Genomic DNA, 21,788 nt, shown 5'->3' with positions numbered 1-21,788 from the left:
GCTGCCGGATGCCGTTGAATCCGGCAGCCGGGGGAGAGATGGGGGATGGAGCCGATGGACCAGCCACAGCACGGCCGGTGGGGGAAGGTGGCCGCCTACACCGAGCTGGCAAGAGCCAGCCGGTCCCTGGCCGCAGGTGGCGTGGAGCGCCGGTACTGGTACATCCTTTGCCGCGAGCGGACGCCCCATGGGGCCGTCTTTTTCTACATCAAGAGCCGGGTGGAGACCTGGGACGAGGGTCGCCTAACCGGCGAGGACTTTGCCGTTCAGCGGCTGCCCGGGCGCAACGACGAACAGGCGGCCCGCCAGAGTTTCGGCCGCTTGGCCGAGGCTCGGGTTCCCGTGTCGCCCGTCCACCTCACCGATATCTTGCGTGACCTGACCCTGCTGGCCGCCGAACACCCCTCCCGCTGGACCTTGCCGCCCCGGCAGGCGCGGCGGCACCCGCCCGCCCGCCGCCGGGCACCTGTGCCTGGTGCCCTGCACGGAGCGGTACCGCGCCCTGCCGGCCTCCGCAGGGGGGAGAAAGCCGCCCGAGCCCGTTCCCGTGATCACAATGCAGGACCGCGAACGGGCTCCGACGAACCCGGCGCCTTTCGCGCCGGCCAGGGCGCGGGGCAGGACCGGTACGGCCGGCCGGCGGGCCACGTCAGGCCCGTTCCCCACCCTGGCCGGGATCCGGCAGGAGGGGCCGGTGGCGGCTCAACCAGGGGCGCCGCGTCACCGGCAGTTCCCCGGGGCACGGCAGGCTGAGGACCGGCTGCCGGCTCCCGCAGGTGGGCCTGGAACCGGCCGGAGCCCGTGAACGGGGTCCGCCACACGGAGGGAACCGGCCCGGGGCGGATGCGGGGAGCGCCCGCCCCGGGCTGGCCCATGCCCGCGGGTGGAACCGGGTGCGCGCGGCCGTGCCGGTGCCACGGCACCCCGCAGCGGTGCCGGTGTCACGGTCCCCGGATCACCCCCGGATCAGCACCCGGCGGCTTCCTCGCCGGCCGCCAGGACTTCTGCCTGCAAAAGGGCTTCGAGCCGGGCGGTGTCCCGGACGTGGAGCGGCCGGGTGCGACCGACAATGCCCTGGCGCCGCAGGTCGGCCAGAACGCGGTTCACGCTGACCCGGCTGGTGTTGGCCGCCAGGCCGATGGCCCGCTGGGTCAGCGCTGCCGGTAGCCGGCTTCCCCCGCCGCCCGGCGCGGGGAAAGCCTGGGCCAGGGTGACCAGCACGTGGAGGATGCGCAGGCGGGCGCAAGGCCACAGCAAGCCCGTGACCCGGCCCAGGGTCTGGTGGTAGGACTGCATGCCCTGCTGGGCCAGAAGGAGGGCCAGACCCGGGCGCTGGGCCAGCATGGTGGTGAAGCGGTGGTACGGCCAGAAGGCGGTGTGGCAGGCGGTGATGGAGGTGGCGGCCAGCAGGGCGGCCGGGCGGCCGAAGAGGGGGGCGGGATCCCCGGCCAGGGCGGGGGCGGTCACCACGGCCACCAGGCGCGCTTCGCCGCCGTCATCGGTGGCCAGGCGTAGTGCTCCCCGGGCGAGCCAAAAGATACCCTGGGCTGCGGTGCCACCCGCGAATACCAGCTCGCCGGGCCGCCAGCGCCGGATCTGGGCCTGGGCCATGGCCCACCGCCAGTCCTGAGGCGAAATGCCCAGACCGTGGGGAAACCCTGCGGCAGGGGCCGCGGGGACGGGCGCAGGCCCCATCCCCTGGGCTGCCGGTGTCGCCTTGTCCGGCCATGGCCGCGAAGCGCGCGGCCGGCCGTCGACTGCCGGCGAAACCGGTGGCGGCATGGGTGCCGGGCCAGGTGACGGGGAGCAGGTGCGCTCGGGCGCACTGAAAGGGTTGACGGCATGGACCGGTCGCAAGGGCAGACCTCCTCACCCGAATGGGTGCCTCCCGGGATACTTCCAGTCGATAGGCTAATTTCCTTTTACTAGGTGTAGAGAGAAACGGGACGCGCCAGCGATGCGGTCCGCCGCCAAGGGCTTGCGGGAAAAGCATGAATACTATAAAGGTTTACTTGCGCCATCGCGGCGGTGGCGCTTTCTTCATGCGAGAACCGGCAGGAAAAACGGCCCAGGGGCCGGTGCCGCGGCCGGGCATCGCATTGCCCGGGCGCCCTGGCATCGCAGCAGGGGTCAAAGTAAGGATGTGCGGTTCAGCAGCCCAAGGAGGGGATCGGGGTGGCAGGGTCCATCGTGCGCCGGACGGAGATTCCCGGCCCGCGCTCGCGGGAGCTCCTGGCGCTGAAGCAGCGGTACGTGGCCAACGCCAAGTCGGTGCTGGCCCCGGTGTTCATCGAGCGGGCGGAGGGCGCCCTGATCACCGATGTGGACGGGAACACCTACATCGACCTGGCGGGCGGCTTCGGCGTGATGAACGTGGGCTACTCCCAGCCGGCGGTGGTGGAGGCCATCTGCCGCCAGGCGCAGCTCTACACCCACACCGACTTCACCGTGGTGCCCTACGAGCCCTATGTGCGCCTGGCCCAGCGGCTGGCGGACCTGGTACCCATCCCCGGCCCCGTCAAGGCTGCGTTCTTCAACTCGGGCGCCGAGGCCGTGGAGAACGCCGTCAAGATCGCCAAGCACTACACCGGGCGCCGGGCCGTGATCGCCTTTGAAGGCGCCTTTCACGGCCGTACCTGGATGGCCCTCACCCTCACGCACAAGGTCAAGCCTTACAAGGCGGGCCTGGGCCCCTTCGTCCCCGAGGTCTACCGGGCACCCTATCCCTACCCGTACCGCGGGCCCCAGGGCCTGTCGGCCGACGAGGTGGGCCTGTGGGCGTACCGGCAGCTGGAGCGGCTGCTGGAGGTGACGGTGGCGCCTGAAGACGTGGCCGCCATCGTCATCGAGCCGGTGCAGGGCGAGGGCGGCTTCGTCGTACCGCCGGCCAACTTCCTGCAGAAGGTGCGGGAACTGTGCACGCGGCACGGCATCGTCCTGATCTGCGACGAGGTCCAGACCGGCTTCGGTCGCACCGCCCGGATGTTCGCCACCGAGCACTTCGGCATCGAGCCGGACCTGATGACGGTGGCCAAGTCCATTGCCGGCGGCATGGTGCTGTCGGGGGTCGTCGGCCGGGCGGAGATCATGGACGCGGCCCGCGACACGGCCATCGGCGGGACCTATGTGGGCAATCCTGTGGCCTGTGCGGCCGCCCTGGCGGTGCTCGACGTGTTCGAGCAGCAGAACCTGCTGGCCCGGGCGGAGGAGGTGGGCCGCCGCTTCCGGCAGCGGTTCGAGGCGATGCAGAGCCGGTTCGACCAGATCGGGGAGGTCCGGGGTCTGGGTGCCATGGTGGCCATGGAGCTGGTCACCGACCGGGCGACCAAAGAACCCGCCAGCGAGGCGGTGGGCCGCATCATCGCCGAGGCGCTCAAGCGGGGCGTGATCACAGCGCGGGCAGGCCTGTACGGGAACGTGATCCGGGTGCTGGCGCCGCTGGTCATCACCCCCGAACAGATCGACGAGGCGTGCGACGTGCTGGAAGAATCCCTGGCCGCCGTGTTCCGGTGACGGGTGCGGGGCCGGGGCGGCCCTGGCCTGGGCCGCCCCGGCCCTCCCGGCGGGCGCGGGTCGACGGAGGCGCAGACCATGGTGGTGCTGGACAAGACGGAGCGGGAGATCATCAAGCTCCTGCAAAAGGACGGGCGCATGTCCTTCGTGGACATGGCCGAGCAGATCGGGGTGACCGAAGGGACCATCCGGCGCAAGTTCTACCGGCTGCTGGAAGAGGGCATCATCAAGATCGCAGCGGTGACGGATCCCTTCGAGGTGGGGTTCAACGCGCCGGCCATCATCGGCCTCAACGTGGACCAGAGCCGGATCCGCGAGATCGTGGAAAAGCTCACCCGCCTGCCCCGGGTCCATTATGTGGCCATGACCACGGGCATCTATGACATCATCGTGTACGCCTTCTTCTCGGACAACCGGGAGATGGCGTCCTTCCTGCTGGAGGAACTGTCGCAGATCGAGGGCATCACCAACACCCAGACCTCCCTGGTGCTGGACATCTACAAGCAGGACTTCGCCATCGGCCTTCCCCAGCGCCAGGAGGAGGGACGCCGGCGCCGCCGTCGCAGCCTGCCGGCCACTTGAGCCCGTCCTGAGCCCGAGGGCCCGCACGGGCGGTGTCCTTGGCGGGCCCGCACGGGCACCGGCCGGGACGTGCCCTGGAGGGATCGCCATGGCACGGGATGTCAGCCCCCAGCAGCCCGCGGCCACGCGGGTGCCTGGAGCGGAAGCGCCCGCAGGGGAAGGTCCCGGGGTCGAACCGGCAGCGGGCCGCCCCCAGGCGGGCGGGGCCCAGGCGGTCCTGGTCTACGTGACCGCCGCCAACGCCGGCGAGGCCCGGCGAATCGGGCGCCAGGCGGTGGAACAGCGCCTGGCCGCCTGTGCCAACGTCTACCCGCACATCGACTCCTTCTACTGGTGGCAGGGGGAGCTGGTGGAAGACCACGAAGCGGTGGTCGTCCTGAAGACCCGGCGCGACCGCGTGGCCGAGCTGATCCGGGCCGTGCGCGGCTGGCACAGCTATACGGTGCCTGCCATCCTGGTCTTCGAGGTGCGGGACGGGAACCCCGACTATCTGCGCTGGCTGGAGGAAGAGGCGGCCCCGGGCGGGCGCTGAGGGAGCCGGCCCGGGGCCGCGTCAGGGCTGATCCCCCCGCCCTCAGTCCCGGCCAGCGCCTGCCGCCGGGGCCATCAGGGCATCCCGCCCGCCGCGCAGCACCCGGCCCGCCAGGACGCCGGGAACCCGGTGGCCATCTTCCACCGCAATCCGGCCGTTGACCACCACCAGGTCGATGCCCTCCGGCGGCACCGCCGGCTCCTGCCACGTGGCCCGGTCCGCCACGGTGGCCGGGTCGAAGACCACCAGGTCCGCGTACATGCCCACCCGGATCAGGCCCCGGTTCCGCAGGCCGAAGAAGGCGGCGGGCTGGCCCGTCATCTTGTGGATCGCCTCTTCCAGCCCCAGCACCCCGGTCTCCCGAACGTAACGGGCCAGCACCCGCGGGTAGGCGCCGTACACCCGCGGGTGGAGACGGGGGTCCCTGCGGGCGGCGGACGGGGAGCGGGCCCCACCGTCGCTGGAAACGATGGTGAAGGACTGCCGCAGCAGCTGGCGCAGGTTGTCCTCGCCCACGACCAGGGCCGTGGCCACGGCGCCCGGGTCGCGGTCGAGAAGCCACCGCGCCGCGTCGGCGGGGGAGGTACCCCGGGCCGCGGCCAGCTCGGCCAGGGTCATCCCCTCCACCTCCGGCAGGCGGCTATGCCGGATGACCAGGTCCCCTGGGGGGTAGCGGTTCCATGTCTGGGCCAGGGGCAGGGCGCTGGCGTAGTCCGGCGACCGGTAGGGGTACACGTCGGCCACCACGGTCAGGCCCTCCGCCCGTGCCGCCAGGATCTGCTCGATCAGCTGCGGCTGCACATCCCAGTTCCGCTGGTAGACTACCTTGAAGTGGGAGATGTCAACCGCCACACCGGCCTCACGCCCTACCGCCAGAGCCTCGGCCAGCGCCTGGGCGACGGCATCGCCCTCGCTGCGCATGTGGGTCGAGTAGATGCCGCCGTACGGTGCGATGACCCGAGCCAGGGCCACGATCTCGGCGGTGGTGGCGTACCGCCCGGGCACGTACTCCAGGCCCGTCGACAGGCCCAGGGCTCCGTCCGCCATGGCCTGCTCCAGCAGCCGGGCCATGGCCCGCAGCTCGGCGCCCGTGGGCTCGCGCCGGTCCGTGCCCATCACCGCGGCCCGGATGCTGCCGTGACCGGCAAAGAGAGCATGGTTGGTGCCCACGCCCTGCCGTTCCAGCCGCCGGAGGAACGGGCCCAGGGGAATGGGCGAGCGGCCGTCCACGCCGCCGATCACCGTGGTCATGCCCTGAAGCAGGTCCGCGTCGCCGCCCGGCACCGACGTCACGTACTCGTAGGTGTGGGAGTGGGCGTTGATGAAGCCCGGCGCCACCACCCGGCCGGCGGCGTCGACGACGCGGCGGGCGCGGGCGCCGTCCAGGCGGCCGATGGCAGCGATCCGGTCACCCCGCACGCCCACGTCGGCCCTGTAAGGCGGCCGGCCGCTGCCGTCGACCACCAGGCCGCCGCGGATCACCAGGTCGAAGACGGGGCCCGCGGGGACCGGCCCAGCGCCGGCATCCCGGGCGTCGCCGGGGCGGTCACGTCCCGCGGATGGGCCGGTGCCCCCGGCCGGTGGCACGCCGGGGCCACCGGTCGGGGGATTGCCGCTTCCGGCGGCAGGGGGTACGCCGGTGCCCGGCGCCGGGCTCGCTCCTGGGACAGCCGCCGGGTCGCCCGCCGCCGGGGCCGGGCCCGCGGTGCCGGCCCCGGCGGCGGGTGGCTTGACGACCCCGGCCGGCGTACCACCGGTTGCCCCGCCGTGGGGCCCGGGTAGGCCCTGCGGGCCCCTCCCCGTGCCCTGTCCTGCCGCCGTCCGGACCCAGTAGGCGGTACCGCCCAGCAGAGCCAGGGCCACGGCGGCCGTCAGGGCAACGGCCAGCAGGCGCCGCCCTTGCAAAGGCCGGTCGCCCGTCCGGCGCCGGCGGCCGGGGGCCAGCACCATGGCGGGGGTGCCCAGGTCCTCTGACCCGGGCGGCCGGGGCGGGCTGGGAACCGGACCGGCGGGACCGGCGGGTGCGTCCCCGGGACGGGGGCGATGCGGTGGGGGGGATGCGGCCAAGGCTGGACACCCTTTCCCTTTTCCGTCGAGTCCGCCCCTGGGGATTCGGGGCCGTGGGGCGATGCCCCTGCCACGGTGCCGCGGGCAGCTGGGCCCGGGCTGCCGGGGTGCCCGCCGCCGGCAAGCCGGGCCCGACGGTGGTGGGTGGCCGCACCCCACCGCCACGACCCACCGGCCCGCGGCCTCTTCCTGGCAGCAGCGGGTGGGAGTGCCCAGGCTTGCCCCCTTGTGGCGCCTCTGGGGGATTCCTATAATAAGGGCGAAAGGTCAAAGATGGTCAAACAGGGCCGCTCAGGCCGCGGGGCCCGCCAGGCGGGCCCGGGCCACCGGGAGGGGTGCGGCGCCCGGGCCCGCGGGTGCGGACGGGGCCGAGCGGGGAGGAGGAGCCATGGCATCGCTGTGTTCCCTGATTGAGCAATATCTCAAGCGGGAGCTGGAGCGGGCGGGCGGGGTGCTCGAACTCCAGCGCAGCGAGCTGGCGGCCCGCTTCGCCTGCGCACCCTCCCAGATCAACTACGTGCTGGAGACGCGCTTCACGCCGGCGGCCGGCTACGCCATCGAGAGCCGGCGCGGCGGCCGCGGGTTCATCCGCATCGTGCGGCTGCCGCTGGCGGAGCGGGGCAACCTGCTGGACGTGCTGGACCGCTGGGTGGGCGACATGATCGACCAGGACGGGGCCGAGGCGCTGATCGCGCGGCTGGAGGAAGAGGGCATCGCCGGCCGCCGCGAGGCGGCGCTGATGAGGGCGGCGGTGGACCGGAACACCCTGGCCGTCGACCTGCCCTGGCGGGACATGGTCCGGGCCCGCCTGCTCAAGGCCATGGTGCTGGAGCTCCTCAAGGGCGGGGAGCCTACCCGGGAGGACGGAGGCGGTGGCGATGCTCTGCGACGAGTGCGGGCAGCGCAAGGCCACGGTGCACCTGACCCAGATCATCAACGGTAAGAAGACCGAGCGGCACCTGTGCGCCCACTGCGCCCAGCGGCACGAGCACGAGTTCTTCTTCGAGCCCCAGTTTTCCATCCACAACCTGCTGGCCGGCCTGCTGGAAGGCTGGCAGCCGCCGGCGGGCACGGTGCAGGATCTGCGCTGCTCCCGTTGCGGTCTCCGCTACCGGGAGTTCGCCCGGACGGGGCTCCTGGGGTGCAGCCACTGCTATGACGATTTCCGCCAGCAGCTGGAGCCCGTGCTGCGGCGGATCCAGGGGCAGGTTCGTCATGGGGGCAAGGTGCCCTCCCGGGCCGGCAGCCGGGTCCAGCTGGGCCGGCAGCTGGAGCAGTTGCGGGCCCGGCTGCGGGAGGCCGTGGCGCGGGAGGAATACGAGGAAGCCGCCCGCCTGCGCGACCAGATCCGCCAGCTGGAGCAGCGGGTGCGGGCGGGCGAGGGCTGGGCGGGTACCGCCGGGCCCGGGGCGCCTCCGGGCGGTCCCGGCAGTGCGCCCCCGGGCACCGCACCCGGCCGTTAGGAGGGACCGGACATGACGGCAAACCCGGGCGTCCAGCGGGTGCGGTGGATGGAGGGGGGCGGGCCCGCTGCGGATCTGGTCCTCTCCAGCCGGATCCGCCTGGCCCGCAACCTGGAGGATTATCCGTTCCCCACCCTGCTGGGCCCTGAGCAAGGCCAGGAGATCATCCGGCTGATGGAGGGGGTCACCGAGCACTTGTCGGCAGCGGGCCTGGGCCGGTTCACCCTGCTGCGCATGGCCGATCTCAGCCCCCTGGACCGGCGGGTGCTGGTGGAACAGCACCTCATCAGCCCGCAGCATGCCCGCAACGCGGCCACGGGTGCCGTGATCCTCAACGACGACCGCTCCATCAGCATCATGGTCAACGAGGAGGACCACCTGCGCATCCAGTGCCTGCTGGGCGGGCTGCAGCTGCACGAGGCGTGGGCCGTGGCGACCCGGGTGGATGACGTGATCGAGGCCCACGTGCGCTACGCCTTTGACGACGAGCGCGGCTACCTGACCACCTGCCCGACGAACCTGGGGACGGGCATCCGGGCGTCGGTGATGGTCCACCTGCCGGGTCTGGTGCTGGCCCGCCAGGCGGGCCGCCTGCTCAGCCAGCTGGGCAAGGTGGGCATGGTGGTGCGGGGCCTGTACGGCGAGGGCACCGAGGCCCTGGGCAACGTCTTCCAGGTGTCCAACCAGATCACCCTGGGGCCGTCGGAGGAGGAGCTGATCGACAACCTGATCGGGTTCACCCGCCAGCTGCTGGATCAGGAGCGCAGCGCCCGGGAGCGGCTCTACCGGGAGAACGAGGACGGGGTCAAGGACCGGGTGATGCGAGCCTACGGCCTTTTGACCAACGCCTGGACCATTTCGTCGGAAGAGGCGATCCGGCTGCTCTCGGACCTGCGCCTGGGGATCGACCTGAACGTTCTCTCCCACGTGCGGCCGGAGGTGTTCAACGAGCTGATCGTGCTGACGCGGCCGGCCTGCCTGCAGAAGCTGGCGGGCAAGGAACTGGATGCCCGGGAGCGGGATCTGCTCCGGGCGCGGCTGATCCGGGAGAGGATCGCCGCAGCGCTACGGAAAACTACCCAGTGACCGGTGGAGGGGGGTCCGCCCATGTTTGGCCGGTATTCGGAGCGGGCCCAGCGGGTGATCCTGCTGGCCCAGGAAGAGGCGCGCCGGTTGAACTACAACTACGTCGGCACGGAGCACCTGCTGCTCGGCCTGATCCGGGAGGGCACGGGCATCGCCGCCAAGGCGCTGCAGAGCCTCGGTATCAACCTGGAGCAGGTCCGGGCCGAGGTGGAGAAGATCATCGGCCGCGGCAACGGCCCCATCCAGGGGGAGATCGGCTACACGCCGCGAGCCAAGAAGGTGGTCATGGAATTGGCTCCGGAGGAGGCCCGGCTGCTGGGCCACAACTACGTGGGCACCGAGCACATCCTGCTGGGGCTCATCCGTGAGGGGGAGGGCGTGGCGGCCAAGGTCCTGGAGAACATGGGCGCCGACCTGGACCGGGTGCGCCAGACGGTGATCAAGCTGCTGGGCGGCACCGCGGCGCCGGCCCCCGCAGCCCGCCAGCGCCGGCAGAAGAGCACCACCCCGGTGCTGGACAACTTCGGCCGGGACCTGACCCAGATGGCCGAGGAGGGCAAGCTGGATCCCGTCATCGGCCGGGACAAGGAGATCGAGCGGGTGATCCAGATCCTCTCCCGGCGGACCAAGAACAATCCGGTGCTGATCGGGGAACCCGGCGTGGGCAAGACGGCCATCGTCGAGGGCCTGGCCCAGCGCATCGCCGAGGGCAAGGTGCCCGAGATCCTCAAGGACCGCCGGGTGGTGGCCCTGGACCTGGGCGCCCTGGTGGCCGGCTCCAAGTACCGGGGCGAGTTCGAAGAGCGGTTGAAGAAGGTCATGGACGAGATCCGCCGGGCCGGCAACATCATCCTGTTCATCGACGAGATGCACACCATCATCGGGGCCGGCGCCGCCGAGGGGGCCATCGACGCGGCCAGCATCCTCAAGCCGGCCCTGGCCCGGGGCGAGCTGCAGACCATCGGCGCCACCACGCTGGATGAATACCGCAAGCACGTGGAGAAGGACGCTGCCCTGGAGCGGCGCTTCCAGCCCATCATGGTGGAGGAACCCAGCGTGGAGGACGCCATCCAGATCCTCCGCGGCCTGCGGGACCGGTACGAGGCGCATCACCGGGTGGAGATCACCGACGACGCCATCGTGGCGGCGGTGAAGCTGGCGGACCGCTACATCTCCGACCGGTTCCTCCCGGACAAGGCCATCGACCTGATCGATGAAGCGGCCTCCCGCGCCCGGCTGCAGGCGTTCGTGGCGCCGCCCGAGCTCAAGGAGATCGAGCAGCGCCTGGAGGAGATCCGCAAGGAGAAGGAGGCGGCCGTGCAGTCCCAGGAGTTCGAGAAGGCCGCCAACCTGCGGGACCAGGAGCAGAAGCTGGTGGAGGAGCTGGAGCGGAAGAAGAGCGAGTGGCAGCAGCAGCAGCTCAACGAGAAGATCGTGGTCACCGCCGACGACATCGCCCAGATCGTCTCCAACTGGACGGGCATCCCGGTGCGCCGGCTGGAGCAGGCGGAGAGCGAGCGGCTGCTCAAGCTGGAGGAGATCCTCCACGAGCGCATCGTCGGCCAGGACGATGCCGTCAGGGCCGTGGCGCGGGCCATCCGCCGGGCCCGGGCCGGCCTCAAGGACCCGCGGCGGCCCATCGGCTCGTTCATCTTCCTGGGGCCCACGGGCGTCGGCAAGACGGAGCTGGCCAAGGCCCTGGCCGAGGCGCTGTTCGGCGACGAGGACGCCATGATCGTCCTCGACATGTCCGAGTACATGGAGCGGCACACCGTATCGCGCCTGGTGGGGTCGCCGCCGGGGTACGTGGGCTACGAGGAAGGCGGGCAGCTGACCGAACAGGTGCGCCGCCGGCCCTACTCGGTGGTGGTGTTCGACGAGATCGAAAAGGCCCACCCCGAGGTCTTCAACGTGCTGCTGCAGATCCTGGAGGAGGGCCGCCTGACGGAGGCCAAGGGCCGCACCGTGGACTTCCGCAACACGGTGATCATCATGACCTCCAACGTGGGTGCCGACCTGATCCGGCGCCAGGGCCGGGTGGGCTTCCAGGCCGCCGAGCAGGAGGCGCCCGATTACGAGGACATGAAGCGTAAGATCATGGACGAGGTCAAGCGGACCTTCCGGCCGGAGTTCCTCAACCGCATCGACGAGCTCATCGTCTTCCACGCGCTGACGGAAGAGCACCTGATGAAGATCGTCGACCTGATGCTCAAGCGCGTGGCCGAGCGGCTCAAGGAACACGGCCTGGCCCTGGAGGTCACCGAGGCGGCCAAGCGCAAGCTGGTCAAGGAAGGGTCCGACGTGGTCTACGGCGCCCGGCCGCTGCGCCGCACCATCACCCGGCTGGTGGAGGACCCGCTGTCCGAGGAGATGCTGGCGGGCCGCTTCAAGGAAGGCGACACCGTGCTGGTCGACGTGGACGCCGAGGGCAAGATCGTCTTCCGCCAGGGCGAGAAGGTGGCGGCGGGCGCGGCGGCTCCGGCCGGCGGCGGCCCGGCCGGCGCGGACGAACCGGCCGCCCAGTAGGGCAGGCCTCTGGGGGATGGCCCCTGCCGGGGGTCCGGCGTGCGGCCCGGGTCCCGGGGGCCAGGCCCGGGCGCGAACCCCCGGGCCCCGTGGCCGGCCACGCAGGCAGCCCGCCGGTAGGCGGCCGGCCGGTGGAAGGAGGACGGCGGTGGCCTCGCGCACCGTCTTCACGTGCCAGGCTTGCGGCCACGCGAGCCCCAAGTGGCTCGGCCGCTGCCCCGATTGCGGCGCCTGGAACACCTTCGTGGAAGAACGGGCAGCGGCGCCCGCCCGAGGTGGCGGGCGCCGCAGCGGTCATTCCCTGGCCGGCGTTCTGGCTGCGGCCACGGAGCCGGTGGAGCCCATCGCCCTGCACCAGGTGGATGCCGGCCGGCAGCCGCGGCTGCCCACGGGCATGGCGGAGCTGGACCGGGTGCTGGGGGGCGGGTTCGTCCCGGGGTCGGTGGTACTGGTGGGCGGCGACCCCGGGGTGGGCAAGTCGACCCTGCTCCTGCAGGTGTCCCAGCACCTGGCTGCCCGCGGCTCGCCGGTGCTTTACGTAACGGGCGAGGAGTCGGCCGCCCAGGTGCGGCTGCGGGCGGAGCGGCTGGGAGCCCTGGCCCCGGACCTGGCGGTGCTGCCCACCACCGACGCCCTGCAGGCGGCGGAGGCCATCGGCCGCTACCAGCCCGCCCTGGCGGTGATCGACTCCATCCAGACCCTGGCGCACCCCGACGTGGCCTCGGCACCGGGCAGCGTCAGCCAGGTCCGGGAGAGCGTGGCGCTCCTGATGGCGGTGACCAAGCGGCTGCCGGTGGTCCTGGTGCTGGTGGGCCACGTCACGCGGGCGGGGACCATCGCCGGGCCGCGGGTGGTCGAGCACATGGTCGACGCCGTGCTCTACTTCGAATCGCCCGCCCACCACGCCTACCGCCTGCTGCGGGCCATCAAGAACCGCTTCGGGGCGACCCACGAGATCGCCCTGTTCGAGATGCAGGATCGCGGCCTGGCGGAGGTGGCCAACCCGTCGGCGCGGCTGCTTTCCGAGCGGCCCCGGGGGGCGGCGGGCTCGGCGGTGGTGGCCGCCGTGGAGGGGACGCGGCCCCTGCTGGTGGAGATCCAGGCCCTGGTGGCGCCGGCCCCCTACGGCAACCCTCGCCGCGTGGCCACGGGCCTGGATCTGGGCCGGGCCGCCCTGGTGCTGGCGGTGCTCGACAAGCGGGCCGGCCTCCACCTGGGCGGTTGTGACGTGTACCTCAAGGTGGCAGGCGGGCTGCGGGTGGACGAACCGGCCCTGGATCTGGCCCTGGCGGTCGCCCTGGCCTCCAGCCACCGGGACCGGCCTGCCGATCCCGAGGCCGTGGTCATCGGCGAGCTGGGGCTGGCGGGCGAGGTGCGCTCGGTCCAGCGGGTTGACGAGCGGGTGCGGGAGGCCCAGCGCCTGGGCTTCCGCCGGGTGGTGCTGCCCCGGGGCAACCTGACCCCGGCCCTGGCGGGGGTGGCGGGCGAGCTTGAGCTGGTGCCCGTGCAGCGGGTGGAAGAAGCCATCGCCGCCACCGTGGGCTAGGAGGCGGGCCAGGCAGGCCCGGCCCGCCAGCGAGGAGGCTGCCATGACCGCCGACGACCGCAAGGACAGCCTGATGGCCGCCCTGCGCCGCCTGGCGCCCGGCACCCGGTTGCGGGAGGGCCTGGACCAGATCCTGCGAGCCCGTACCGGGGGCCTCATCGTCGTGGGCGACGGCCCGGAGGTGCTGGAGCTGTGCTCCGGAGGCTTCGAGCTCGACGTGGAGCTCACCCCGGCCCACCTGTACGAGCTGGCCAAGATGGACGGGGCCATCATCCTCTCGTCCGACGGGCGGCGCATCGTACGGGCCAACGTCCAGCTGATCCCCGATCCGCGGGTGCTGTCCTTCGAGACGGGCATCCGCCACCGCACCGCCGAGCGCATGGCCCGGCAGACGGGCGCCCTGGTGATCGCCATCTCCCAGCGCCGCAACGTGATCACCGTCTACCGGGGCGATTTGCGCTACGTGCTGCGCGATCCCGCCCTGATGCTGGCCAAGGCCAACCAGGCCCTGGCCACCCTGGAGCGCTACCGGGCCGTGTTCCTCCAGGCGCTCGGGCACCTGACGGTGCTGGAGTTCGAAGACCTGGTCACCGCCGGCGACGTGGCCTACGTGTTGGGCCGGGCCGAGCAGGTCCGTCGCATCGGCCAGGAGATCGAGGGGTATACCGTCGAGCTGGGCACCGAGGGCCGGCTGGTCCGCCTGCAGCTGGACGAGCTGCTGAGCGGCCTGGAGGACGAGTACCGGCTGGTGGTGCGGGATTACGTGGCCGAGCCCGGCGCCGAGCGGGAGGCCCTTGCTGCCCTGCACGCCCTCTCGCCCGAGGAACTGGCCCAGCGGGCGGCGGTGGTGCGCTGCCTCGGCTACGCCGCCCAGGAGGACGACGAATCACCCCTTACCCCCCGGGGCTACCGCATCCTGCACAAGGTCCCCCGCCTGCCCGCCGCGGTGATCGAGAACCTGGTCCGCCACTTCCAGCGGCTGCCCCGCATCCTGGCCGCCACCGTCGACCAGCTGGACGAAGTCGAGGGCATCGGCGGCGTCCGCGCCCGGGCCATCAAGGATGGCCTGCGCCGGCTCCAGGACCAGGCCTTCCTCGAGCGGCGCCACTGAGCTTTAAGCCCCGTCGCCACCCTGCCCCCCCCTGCGGCCCGCCGGCGGATCCTGCGCCCCCTCCTCAGCAAGCCGCCTGACGGCCCCCTTGGGGCCTGGCGCCAGGATTGGGGAGGCGGCCTTGCCTTGGCGCCCGGTCCCCGGAGGGCGAACCGGCGCCGGGGCGCAGCCTCGCCTCCGGACCGCCCGTGCGGCCTGGCGCCTGGCTCGCGGGAGGTGGCCTTACCATAGCGCCCACCCCCCAGAACGCGAACCGGCGCGGGACGCAGCCAGGGTCCCGGTCCGCCGGGGCCCAGCCCCGCCCCCGGGCCCTCGGGATGGGTCGCTCGCCCGGATTTCCTGCACCTTTGCCCCGCCTGCGCACTAGGCTAATGCGGGTGAGGGCGGGCCGGCGCCCCGGCCGGGGTGCCGGTCTCCCTGCCCCACCGGTCCCGGTTCCACCTGCGGGTCGCCCCCCCGGGCCTGCGCGGAGCGGCTCGCCCCGCCCCTGCCCCCTGCCACAGCCGTGGTCGCGGGCCCCTGGCCTCGCCGGGACGGAACCGGGACCCGGTCCCAACCTCGGGAGGTGGAGATCTTGGCCAACGCGCAGGCGCCGCGCCCCCTGGCCCTGCCGGAGGAAGAGATCGCATCCCTGGCCTGCTCCCTGGAAGAGGCGTCTCCCCAGGCCATCCTGGGCTGGGCCCTGGACCGCTTTCCGGGCCGGCTGGCCCTGGCCTGCAGCTTCCAGGCGGAAGACGTGGCCCTGATCGACATGGCTGCCGCCGCCGGCAAGCTGGAGGCTGTGACCGTGTTCTACCTGGACACGGGCCTGCACTTTCCCGAAACCTACGCCACCTGCCGGCGGGTGGCGGAGTATTACGGTATCGAGCCGGTGGCCGTCCGGCCCCTTCTCACCCTGGAAGAACAGGCCCGGCGCTACGGCCCCAGCCTGTGGCAGCGGGACCCGGACCTCTGCTGCCGGCTGCGCAAGGTGGAACCCCTGCAGCGGTTCCTGGCCGGCTTCGACGCGTGGGTCACCGGCATCCGCCGCGAGCAGACGCCCCAGCGGGCCGGCGCTGCGGTGGTGGAGGCCGACCGCCGGTTCGGCCTGATCAAGGTCAACCCCCTGGCCCGGTGGACCCGCAGCCAGCTGTGGGATTACATCCTCCGCCGCGGCGTGCCCTACAATCCCCTGCACGACCGGGGCTACCCCAGCATCGGGTGCGCCCCCTGCACGCGCCCCGTGGCGCCGGGGGAGGATCCGCGGGCCGGCCGCTGGGCGGGGTTCAACAAGACGGAGTGCGGCCTCCATGCCTGACGGCAGGGCGGAAGGGGGGACAGGTGGCATGACGGGATGGGAAGGAACCGGAGCCGGCGGAGCGGCCCAGGCACGGGCGCAGGCAGCCGGGGGACTCGCTTGGGCAGGAGGCGGAACCCAGGGAGGGAGGGGCGCGGGCCCCGCTGCACCGCAGGTGGAGGCGCCGGGCTCAACCCGGGCCGCCGGACCGGCGCTGGGGGAGGACGTGGGGGAGGAAGGGCTGGTTCCACCCCACGGCGGGCGCCTCTGCCGGCGCCTGGTGGATGACCCCGCCCTGGCGGCAGAGCGGCGGGCTGCAGCCCAGGCGGGCCTGCCCCGGCTGGTGCTCTCGCCCCGGGAGCGCTCGGACCTGGAGCTTCTGGCCACCGGCGCCCTGAGCCCGCTGGAGGGCTTCATGACCGCAGAAGACTACCGCAGTTGCGTGGACACCATGCGGCTGGCCTCGGGCCTGCCGTGGTCGCTGCCCGTGGTGCTCTCCGTCCCGCCGGACCAGGTGGAGGCCGTGCGGCGAGCGCCGGCGGTGCTGCTGGTGGATGAGGGCGGCCGGCCCTGCGGGCTCATGGAGGTCCGGGACGTCTTCCGCCGGGACCGGCAGCGGGAGGCGGTGCTGGTCTTCGGGACCACCGATCTGGCGCATCCCGGGGTCGCGCGGCTGGCTGGGGAGAGCGACTGGTGCGCGGGCGGGCCGGTGGTGGTGTTTGAGCGCCAGCCCACCTGGGCCCGGGAGTGGGTGCTGGAGCCGGCGGAGACCCGGCGCCTCTTCGCCCGGCGGGGCTGGCGCCTGGTGGCGGGCTTCCAGACCCGCAACCCCTTGCACCGGGCCCACGAATACCTGCAGAAGTGTGCCCTGGAGATGGTCGACGGGCTGCTGCTGCACCCGCTGGTGGGGGAGACCAAGGCCGACGACCTGCCCCGGCACGTGGTGCTGGAAAGCTACCGGGTGGCCGTCCGGGTTTACTATCCCCAGGAGCGGGTGGTCCTGGCGGCCTTCCCGGCGGCCATGCGCTACGCCGGCCCGCGGGAGGCCCTCTTCCACGCCCTGATCCGAAAGAACTACGGCTGCAGCCACTTCATCGTGGGGCGCGACCACGCCGGGGTGGGCTCCTACTACGACCCCTACGCGGCCCATCGCATCTTCGACCGCTTCGCGCCGGAGGAACTGGGCGTCATCCCCCTGCGCTTCGAGCATGCCTTCTACTGCCGGCGCTGCGGGGCCATGGCCACGGTGAAGACCTGTCCCCACCCGCCCGCCGACCGCCTCCATCTGAGCGGTACCCGGGTGCGGGCCATGCTCCGGGCCGGCGAGCTGCCGCCGCCCGAGTTCACCCGGCCGGAGGTGGCGGAGCTGTTGCGGGATGCCCTGGCGGCCCAGGGCGCTTGAACGGCGCCGGGTGCGCCCGGCGCGGGTTTCCGTGCGAGGGTTTGAGGGCAGGGGGCGGCACCCTGGGGTGCCGCCCCCTGCCCTCAAACCGTGTCCTCTCCGGCTGCCGCCTCCCGGCCGCAGCGTGCGCGATCCCCTTGCGGCGGGAACCGCCTCCGGGCCGCGGCGTGGGTGACCGTTGCTGCCGCGCGAGCTAGCCGCGGGCCGCGGTGCGGGCCGCAGCCGTGACGCGGAACAAGCTTCCGCCTCCTCGCGGCCGGAACCGGCACCGTCTTGCAACGGGGAAGTTCCCGGGGGCACGCGACCCCGTCCGGCCACGGAACCGGCGTTCCCCTCTTGCCTGGCTCCCGCCGCGCAGCCGTCCCCGCCGCTGCTGCGTCGCGGGTCCCGGCTTGCCAGCCCGGGCAGGGGATCCGGCCCGGGAAGTCCGGCCCTCAGGAGATGTGGTACATCCCCAGGGTTGAGAGCTTGCGGTTCTCCTTGATGAAAAGGTCGAAGGTGTTGATGTCGAACAGGTTGCAGAGGGCGACCAAATAAAAAAGCTGCTTGCCAAGTTCCTCCTCGAGGACCTCGCGGCAGCTTTCGCAAAGCGTCCCGTCGACATGGTCGTCCATATAGCTCTTCAAGTCCCGGAGGGTGCTCTGGGCGGGAATCTTGGGCCGCTGCGCGTGGATGCTGATGCAGCCACAACTGGTTACGGCCTTGGCCACGGCGCGGTGTACGCGGGCGTTGGCTTCCTGAAACTTCGACAGGACGTCCAACACGCTGCGGTGACGGACCAGGCAGTCGGCCACCGCGTGTTGAAACTCATCCACCAACAGGTCCTTCAACCGCGTCACCCCTCTTGCACGGGCATCCCCACGGCCTGGCGCTATTATAGGCACCCCGGGAAAGGCGCGTCAATCAAGGCCTGGGCTCCCGGGGCACCGGCGGGCAGCGAGTCCCAAGGAATTCGTTGACGGGGCTTAATCAGGGTGATAAATTCACTCTTTTTACGGAGGAGGTCTCCCTGGTGTACACTGGGGGAGCGGGAGCCGTGGTGCTGCCCTGGCCCCGGCCCCGGCCCTGGGAGGTGAGGCGGTGTTCCAGGTGGGGGATCGCGTCGTCTATCCCATGCACGGCGCGGGCGTCATCGAGGCCATCGAGGAACGGGAGGTGCTGGGGGAACGGCACCGGTACTACATCCTGCGGCTGCCCGTGGGGGACATGCGGCTTATGATCCCCACGGCCAGCGCCCAGCAGAGCGGCCTGCGGCCCGTGATCCCGGCGGACAAGGTGCCGGCGGTGCTGGAGGCCCTGTGTGAACCGGTTCCACCCCTGGACTCCAACTGGAACCACCGCTACCGGGAGCATGCCGACAAGCTGCGCAGCGGCGACATCCTGGAGGTGGCCGTGGTCGTCCGCAACCTCAGCGCCCGCCAGAAGGCCCGCGGCCTGTCCGGGGGTGAACGGCGGCTGCTGGATCAGGCGCGCCAGATCCTGGTCAGCGAGCTGGCCCTGGCCGGCGGCATGGGGCGGGACGAGGCCGACGCCCTGGTGGAACGGCACCTCGGGGCGGCCGAGCCGGCGGGCGGGGCGTAAACCGGGACCCTGCCGTCAGCACCGGCGCCGCCCTTCCTGTGCGGGGGCCTATGCGGGGGTATAATCGAACTGCACCCGCCAGAGACTGCCACAGACCCGCCCAAAGGAGGCTGAGGGGGCGAATTCCTTTGGGGGGCCGGAGAGCGGGATCCGGGAACGGGACAGCCCGCCGCCAGGCGCCGGGTAGTCTGCGGTGGGGGGCGCCTCGCGGATCCATCAGGCCAACGGCGACATGGGGCCAACCGAAGGGAGGCGAGAGGCGTGCGCATGCGGTCCATCCGGCTGGCCTTCGCCGTCCTGGGTGCCCTGGGCGGCCTGGGGCTGGCCTACTATGGGCTGCTGCAGCAGGAGTCGCTACAGATCCTGGCCGAGCTGCCCCGCCAGTGGACATACGGAATCATGGTTCTTTTTTTGTTGCTGGGCGGCCTCGGCGGGTATGCGGCGGCCCTGCGCATCTGGCAGCAGGTGGTCCAGTTCACCCAGTGGGTCGAATCCCGGCTGGTGCGAACGCCCATCCAGGACACCCTGGCCGGGGTGCTGGGGCTGATAGCGGGCCTGGTCATCGCCAACCTGCTCAGCGGCCCTCTGGGGCTGGTGCCGGTGGTGGGCCCGCTGCTGCCCCCCATCTTCGCGGTGCTGCTGGCCTATCTGGGGGCGGTGGTGGCCGTCAAGCGCCGGGATGACCTGGTCCACCTGCTGGCCGCCCTGCCGCGACCGGGGCGGGAGCGGGACCGGGACCGCGCCCCATCCCGGCCGGCCGGTTCGTACAAGGTCCTGGACACCAGCGCCATCATCGACGGCCGCATCGCCGACGTGGTCGAGACGGGGTTCCTCGAGGGAACCCTGGTGGTGCCCGGCTTCGTGCTGGAAGAACTCCGCCGCATCGCCGACTCGGCCGACACCCTGCGGCGCAACCGGGGACGGCGGGGCCTGGAGATCCTGCGCCGCATCCAGCAGGAATCGCCCGTGCCCGTGGAGATCTACGAGGGCGACGTGGAGGGAGACGACGTCGACACCAAGCTGCTGCGGCTGGCCCGGCGGCTCAACGGCAAGGTGGTCACCAACGACTACAACCTGAACCAGATCGCGGGCCTGCAGGGCGTGCCGGTGCTCAACGTCAACGAGCTGGCCAACGCCGTCAAGCCGGTGGTGCTGCCCGGCGAGTCCATGGAGGTCCAGATCATCCGCGAGGGCAAGGAGGCGGGCCAGGGCGTAGGTTTCCTGGATGACGGCACCATGATCGTGGTGGAGGGCGGCAAGCGGTACATCGGCCAGCGCATCGACGTGGAAGTGTCCACGGTGCTGCAGACCGCCGCCGGGCGCATGATCTTCGCACGGCCCCGGGTGATGGGGCGGGCGGCGCCGTGACCCGTCCGGATGAACCGGTAACGGTGGCCGGTGGGGCCACCGCCCTGGCCGGCGGTGTGGCCGCCGTGGTCCCCGCCGCCGGTCGTTCCACCCGCCTGGGCGGCGGCTTGAACAAGGTGTTCCGGGATCTGGCGGGCCGGCCGGTGCTGGCCCGCTCCCTTCAGGCCCTGGCGGCCGCGGGGATCGGCCGGCTGGTGGTGGCCCTGCGCCCCGAGGAGCGTCTTCTCTGGGAGGAGCGGGTGCGTCCCTGGCTGCCCCCCGGCGTGGCGGTGCAGCTGGTGGACGGCGGCGCAGAGCGGGAGGATTCGGTCTACGCAGCCCTGCGCTGCCTGGCGGAGGGGCCGCGGCCGCCGGCCTGGGTCCTGATCCATGACGCCGCCCGCCCCCTGGTCACCCCGAACCTGATCCGCGCTGTGCTGGCGGCTGCCGGCCGGTACGGGGCGGCAGTACCGGCGGTGCCGGTGGGCGACACCATCAAGGAGGTGGCCGGCCATCCCCCCGGCCCCGAGCCCGGAGCCGGGGAGGGCGAGAGGGAGGGGGCCGGTGCGGCCCTGCCGGTAGACCCGGCGGGCGCGGACCCGGCCGGGGGTTCCCTGCCCGAGTGGGTGGCATCCACCCTGCCCCGCTGGCGCCTGCGGGCGGTGCAGACACCCCAGGGTTTCCGCCTGGACCTGATCTGGGCAGCCCACCAGGAGGTTCGCCGCCGCGGCTGGCAGGGGTTCACCGACGACGCCGCCATCCTGGAGCGGCTGGGGGTGCCGGTGGCGGTGGTGCCGGGGGACCCCGCCAACCTCAAGCTGACCTGGCCCGTGGACTTTGCCGTGGCGGCCCACCTGGTGCAGGCGCAGGAGCAGGCCCCTGGTCCGGCCCGCCACCCCGCGGGGGGCACATCCCGGCTGCCGGCGTCGGGGGCGGAGGCCGCCGCGGAACAGCCCGTGCCGGACCAGGCCGGATCCCCCAGCGGGCCCTGGGGCGGCGGCGGACCTGGAGCGGTCCTGCCCTGGCGGGTCGGCTTCGGCTACGACGTGCACCGGTTCGCGCCGGGCCGCCCGCTGGTGCTGGGAGGTGTGCCGATCCCCTGGGAGCGAGGCCTGGAAGGGCATTCCGATGCCGACGTGGTGCTCCACGCGGCCATGGACGCCGTGCTGGGGGCGGCCGGCCTGCCCGACATCGGCCACTGGTTCCCGCCGGGCGACCCCCGCTGGGCCGGCGCCTCCAGCGCCTCCCTGGCTGCCCGGGTGGCCGGCCTGGTGCGCCGTCACGGCTGGGAGCCGGCGCAGCTGGACCTGACCGTGGTGGCGGAGGAACCCCGGCTGGGACCCCATGTGGCGACCATGCGGCAGGCGGTGGCGGCGGCCTTCGGGGTCCCGGTGGGCGCGGTGGGGATCAAGGCCACCACCAATGAAGGGCTGGGTTTCATCGGGCGGCGGGAGGGCGTGGCGGCCATGGCCGTGGCCGTGCTGCTGCGCCGCCCTCCCGTATCCTGAGCACCGGGCGGCTTCCGCGCCAGCGGCGGCACCACCGCCGTGCGCCCAGACCGCCGGCCCGGCCCTGTTCGCTCCCCGGCACCGCCGGGCCGGCGGCGCGTACGGCCTGGCCGGCGGGCCGTACGACGAGGCCCAGAGGGCGGGCCGTGGCGCCTTGGTCCAGGCCGCCTCCATCCCTTTCCTTGGCGCCAGGGACGCCCCGCCCCCTGGCCCGCCCAGGGTCGCCCCGTTCTTGCAAACCGCCTGCC

At 72.6% G+C, this 21,788-nt stretch carries 18 protein-coding genes; 15 read left to right on the top strand and 3 right to left on the bottom strand.

All coding sequences use genetic code 11. The features are described from left to right. Positions 1 to 45: 45 nt before the first annotated feature. The gene (locus tag DYI95_RS11705) at positions 46 to 753 is read left to right on the top strand and encodes a hypothetical protein (RefSeq protein ID WP_116899679.1); all 708 of its coding nucleotides are present in this window, start codon (positions 46 to 48) and stop codon (positions 751 to 753) included. A 213-nt stretch (positions 754 to 966) separates the two neighbouring features. On the opposite strand, the gene DYI95_RS11700 is transcribed toward DYI95_RS11705, so the two are convergent. Then, positions 967 to 1,611, bottom strand: a complete 645-nt coding sequence (locus DYI95_RS11700; protein WP_116899680.1) for a Crp/Fnr family transcriptional regulator — start codon at positions 1,609 to 1,611, stop codon at positions 967 to 969. A 564-nt stretch (positions 1,612 to 2,175) separates the two neighbouring features. Between DYI95_RS11700 and gabT the strand changes: the two genes are divergently transcribed. The 3 genes from gabT (at position 2,176) to cutA (ending at position 4,627) form a co-directional block, all read left to right on the top strand. Further along, the gene (gabT, locus tag DYI95_RS11695; protein WP_116899681.1) at positions 2,176 to 3,513 is read left to right on the top strand and encodes a 4-aminobutyrate--2-oxoglutarate transaminase; all 1,338 of its coding nucleotides are present in this window, start codon (positions 2,176 to 2,178) and stop codon (positions 3,511 to 3,513) included. Positions 3,514 to 3,591: 78 nt separating this feature from the next. Continuing rightward, positions 3,592 to 4,095 (top strand): Lrp/AsnC family transcriptional regulator, encoded by a 504-nt coding sequence (locus DYI95_RS11690; RefSeq protein WP_116899682.1) that lies wholly within the window; start codon positions 3,592 to 3,594, stop codon positions 4,093 to 4,095. An 88-nt stretch (positions 4,096 to 4,183) separates the two neighbouring features. Next, entirely contained in the window at positions 4,184 to 4,627 is a 444-nt protein-coding gene (gene cutA / locus DYI95_RS11685; RefSeq protein ID WP_116899683.1) for a divalent-cation tolerance protein CutA, read from the top strand. A gap of 42 nt (positions 4,628 to 4,669) precedes the next feature. On the opposite strand, the gene DYI95_RS11680 is transcribed toward cutA, so the two are convergent. Continuing rightward, on the bottom strand, positions 4,670 to 6,532 hold the full coding sequence (locus tag DYI95_RS11680) for an amidohydrolase family protein (protein WP_305849863.1): 1,863 nt from the start codon (positions 6,530 to 6,532) through the stop codon (positions 4,670 to 4,672). A gap of 550 nt (positions 6,533 to 7,082) precedes the next feature. Here DYI95_RS11680 and DYI95_RS11675 point away from each other — a divergent pair. The 8 genes from DYI95_RS11675 (at position 7,083) to sat (ending at position 17,104) form a co-directional block, all read left to right on the top strand. Further along, positions 7,083 to 7,637, top strand: a complete 555-nt coding sequence (locus DYI95_RS11675) for a CtsR family transcriptional regulator (RefSeq protein ID WP_006902799.1) — start codon at positions 7,083 to 7,085, stop codon at positions 7,635 to 7,637. Further along, positions 7,573 to 8,157 (top strand): UvrB/UvrC motif-containing protein, encoded by a 585-nt coding sequence (locus DYI95_RS11670; RefSeq protein ID WP_116899685.1) that lies wholly within the window; start codon positions 7,573 to 7,575, stop codon positions 8,155 to 8,157. The genes DYI95_RS11675 and DYI95_RS11670 overlap by 65 nt, the downstream gene beginning before the upstream one ends. A gap of 12 nt (positions 8,158 to 8,169) precedes the next feature. After that, positions 8,170 to 9,243, top strand: coding sequence for a protein arginine kinase (locus DYI95_RS11665; RefSeq protein WP_006902801.1), 1,074 nt, complete (start codon positions 8,170 to 8,172; stop codon positions 9,241 to 9,243). A 21-nt stretch (positions 9,244 to 9,264) separates the two neighbouring features. Next, positions 9,265 to 11,769, top strand: coding sequence for an ATP-dependent Clp protease ATP-binding subunit (locus tag DYI95_RS11660; protein ID WP_006902802.1), 2,505 nt, complete (start codon positions 9,265 to 9,267; stop codon positions 11,767 to 11,769). Positions 11,770 to 11,917: 148 nt separating this feature from the next. Further along, positions 11,918 to 13,315 (top strand): DNA repair protein RadA, encoded by a 1,398-nt coding sequence (gene radA, locus DYI95_RS11655; RefSeq protein ID WP_116899686.1) that lies wholly within the window; start codon positions 11,918 to 11,920, stop codon positions 13,313 to 13,315. Positions 13,316 to 13,358: 43 nt separating this feature from the next. Beyond that, on the top strand, positions 13,359 to 14,426 hold the full coding sequence (disA, locus tag DYI95_RS11650; RefSeq protein WP_116899687.1) for a DNA integrity scanning diadenylate cyclase DisA: 1,068 nt from the start codon (positions 13,359 to 13,361) through the stop codon (positions 14,424 to 14,426). A 574-nt stretch (positions 14,427 to 15,000) separates the two neighbouring features. Then, positions 15,001 to 15,723 carry a phosphoadenylyl-sulfate reductase gene (locus DYI95_RS11645; RefSeq protein ID WP_116899688.1) on the top strand — a complete coding sequence of 241 codons (723 nt, stop codon included), beginning with the start codon at positions 15,001 to 15,003 and terminating at the stop codon, positions 15,721 to 15,723. A gap of 28 nt (positions 15,724 to 15,751) precedes the next feature. Then, entirely contained in the window at positions 15,752 to 17,104 is a 1,353-nt protein-coding gene (sat, locus tag DYI95_RS11640; protein ID WP_116899689.1) for a sulfate adenylyltransferase, read from the top strand. Between the two features lie 434 nt (positions 17,105 to 17,538). On the opposite strand, the gene DYI95_RS11635 is transcribed toward sat, so the two are convergent. After that, on the bottom strand, positions 17,539 to 17,934 hold the full coding sequence (locus DYI95_RS11635) for a hypothetical protein (protein WP_006902807.1): 396 nt from the start codon (positions 17,932 to 17,934) through the stop codon (positions 17,539 to 17,541). 250 nt (positions 17,935 to 18,184) lie between these two features. On the opposite strand from DYI95_RS11635, the gene DYI95_RS11630 reads away from it, so the two are divergent. From DYI95_RS11630 to ispF, 3 genes are all read left to right on the top strand, one after another. Beyond that, positions 18,185 to 18,685, top strand: coding sequence for a CarD family transcriptional regulator (locus DYI95_RS11630; protein WP_116899690.1), 501 nt, complete (start codon positions 18,185 to 18,187; stop codon positions 18,683 to 18,685). Between the two features lie 261 nt (positions 18,686 to 18,946). After that, on the top strand, positions 18,947 to 20,053 hold the full coding sequence (locus DYI95_RS11625) for a PIN/TRAM domain-containing protein (RefSeq protein ID WP_116899691.1): 1,107 nt from the start codon (positions 18,947 to 18,949) through the stop codon (positions 20,051 to 20,053). Further along, complete coding sequence (ispF, locus tag DYI95_RS11620) at positions 20,050 to 21,540, top strand: 2-C-methyl-D-erythritol 2,4-cyclodiphosphate synthase (RefSeq protein WP_116899692.1); 1,491 nt, start codon at positions 20,050 to 20,052, stop codon at positions 21,538 to 21,540. The genes DYI95_RS11625 and ispF overlap by 4 nt, the downstream gene beginning before the upstream one ends. The last annotated feature ends 248 nt before the right edge of the window (positions 21,541 to 21,788 follow it).

The sequence above is a fragment of the Thermaerobacter sp. PB12/4term genome (genome assembly GCF_003403315.2).
Classification (GTDB): Bacteria; Bacillota; Sulfobacillia; order Thermaerobacterales; family Thermaerobacteraceae; genus Thermaerobacter.
This window is presented reverse-complemented; position numbering and strand designations above follow the sequence as displayed.

Bases quoted from the DNA above. Each gene is read 5' to 3' on its own strand.
- DYI95_RS11705 (WP_116899679.1), top strand. From the start codon at position 46: ATGGAGCCGATGGACCAGCCACAGCACGGCCGGTGGGGGAAGGTGGCC.
- DYI95_RS11700 (WP_116899680.1), bottom strand. From the start codon at position 1,611: ATGGCCCAGGCCCAGATCCGGCGCTGGCGGCCCGGCGAGCTGGTATTC.
- DYI95_RS11690 (WP_116899682.1), top strand. From the start codon at position 3,592: ATGGTGGTGCTGGACAAGACGGAGCGGGAGATCATCAAGCTCCTGCAA.
- cutA (WP_116899683.1), top strand. From the start codon at position 4,184: ATGGCACGGGATGTCAGCCCCCAGCAGCCCGCGGCCACGCGGGTGCCT.
- DYI95_RS11675 (WP_006902799.1), top strand. From the start codon at position 7,083: ATGGCATCGCTGTGTTCCCTGATTGAGCAATATCTCAAGCGGGAGCTG.
- DYI95_RS11670 (WP_116899685.1), top strand. From the start codon at position 7,573: ATGCTCTGCGACGAGTGCGGGCAGCGCAAGGCCACGGTGCACCTGACC.
- DYI95_RS11665 (WP_006902801.1), top strand. From the start codon at position 8,170: ATGACGGCAAACCCGGGCGTCCAGCGGGTGCGGTGGATGGAGGGGGGC.
- DYI95_RS11660 (WP_006902802.1), top strand. From the start codon at position 9,265: ATGTTTGGCCGGTATTCGGAGCGGGCCCAGCGGGTGATCCTGCTGGCC.
- disA (WP_116899687.1), top strand. From the start codon at position 13,359: ATGACCGCCGACGACCGCAAGGACAGCCTGATGGCCGCCCTGCGCCGC.
- sat (WP_116899689.1), top strand. From the start codon at position 15,752: ATGACGGGATGGGAAGGAACCGGAGCCGGCGGAGCGGCCCAGGCACGG.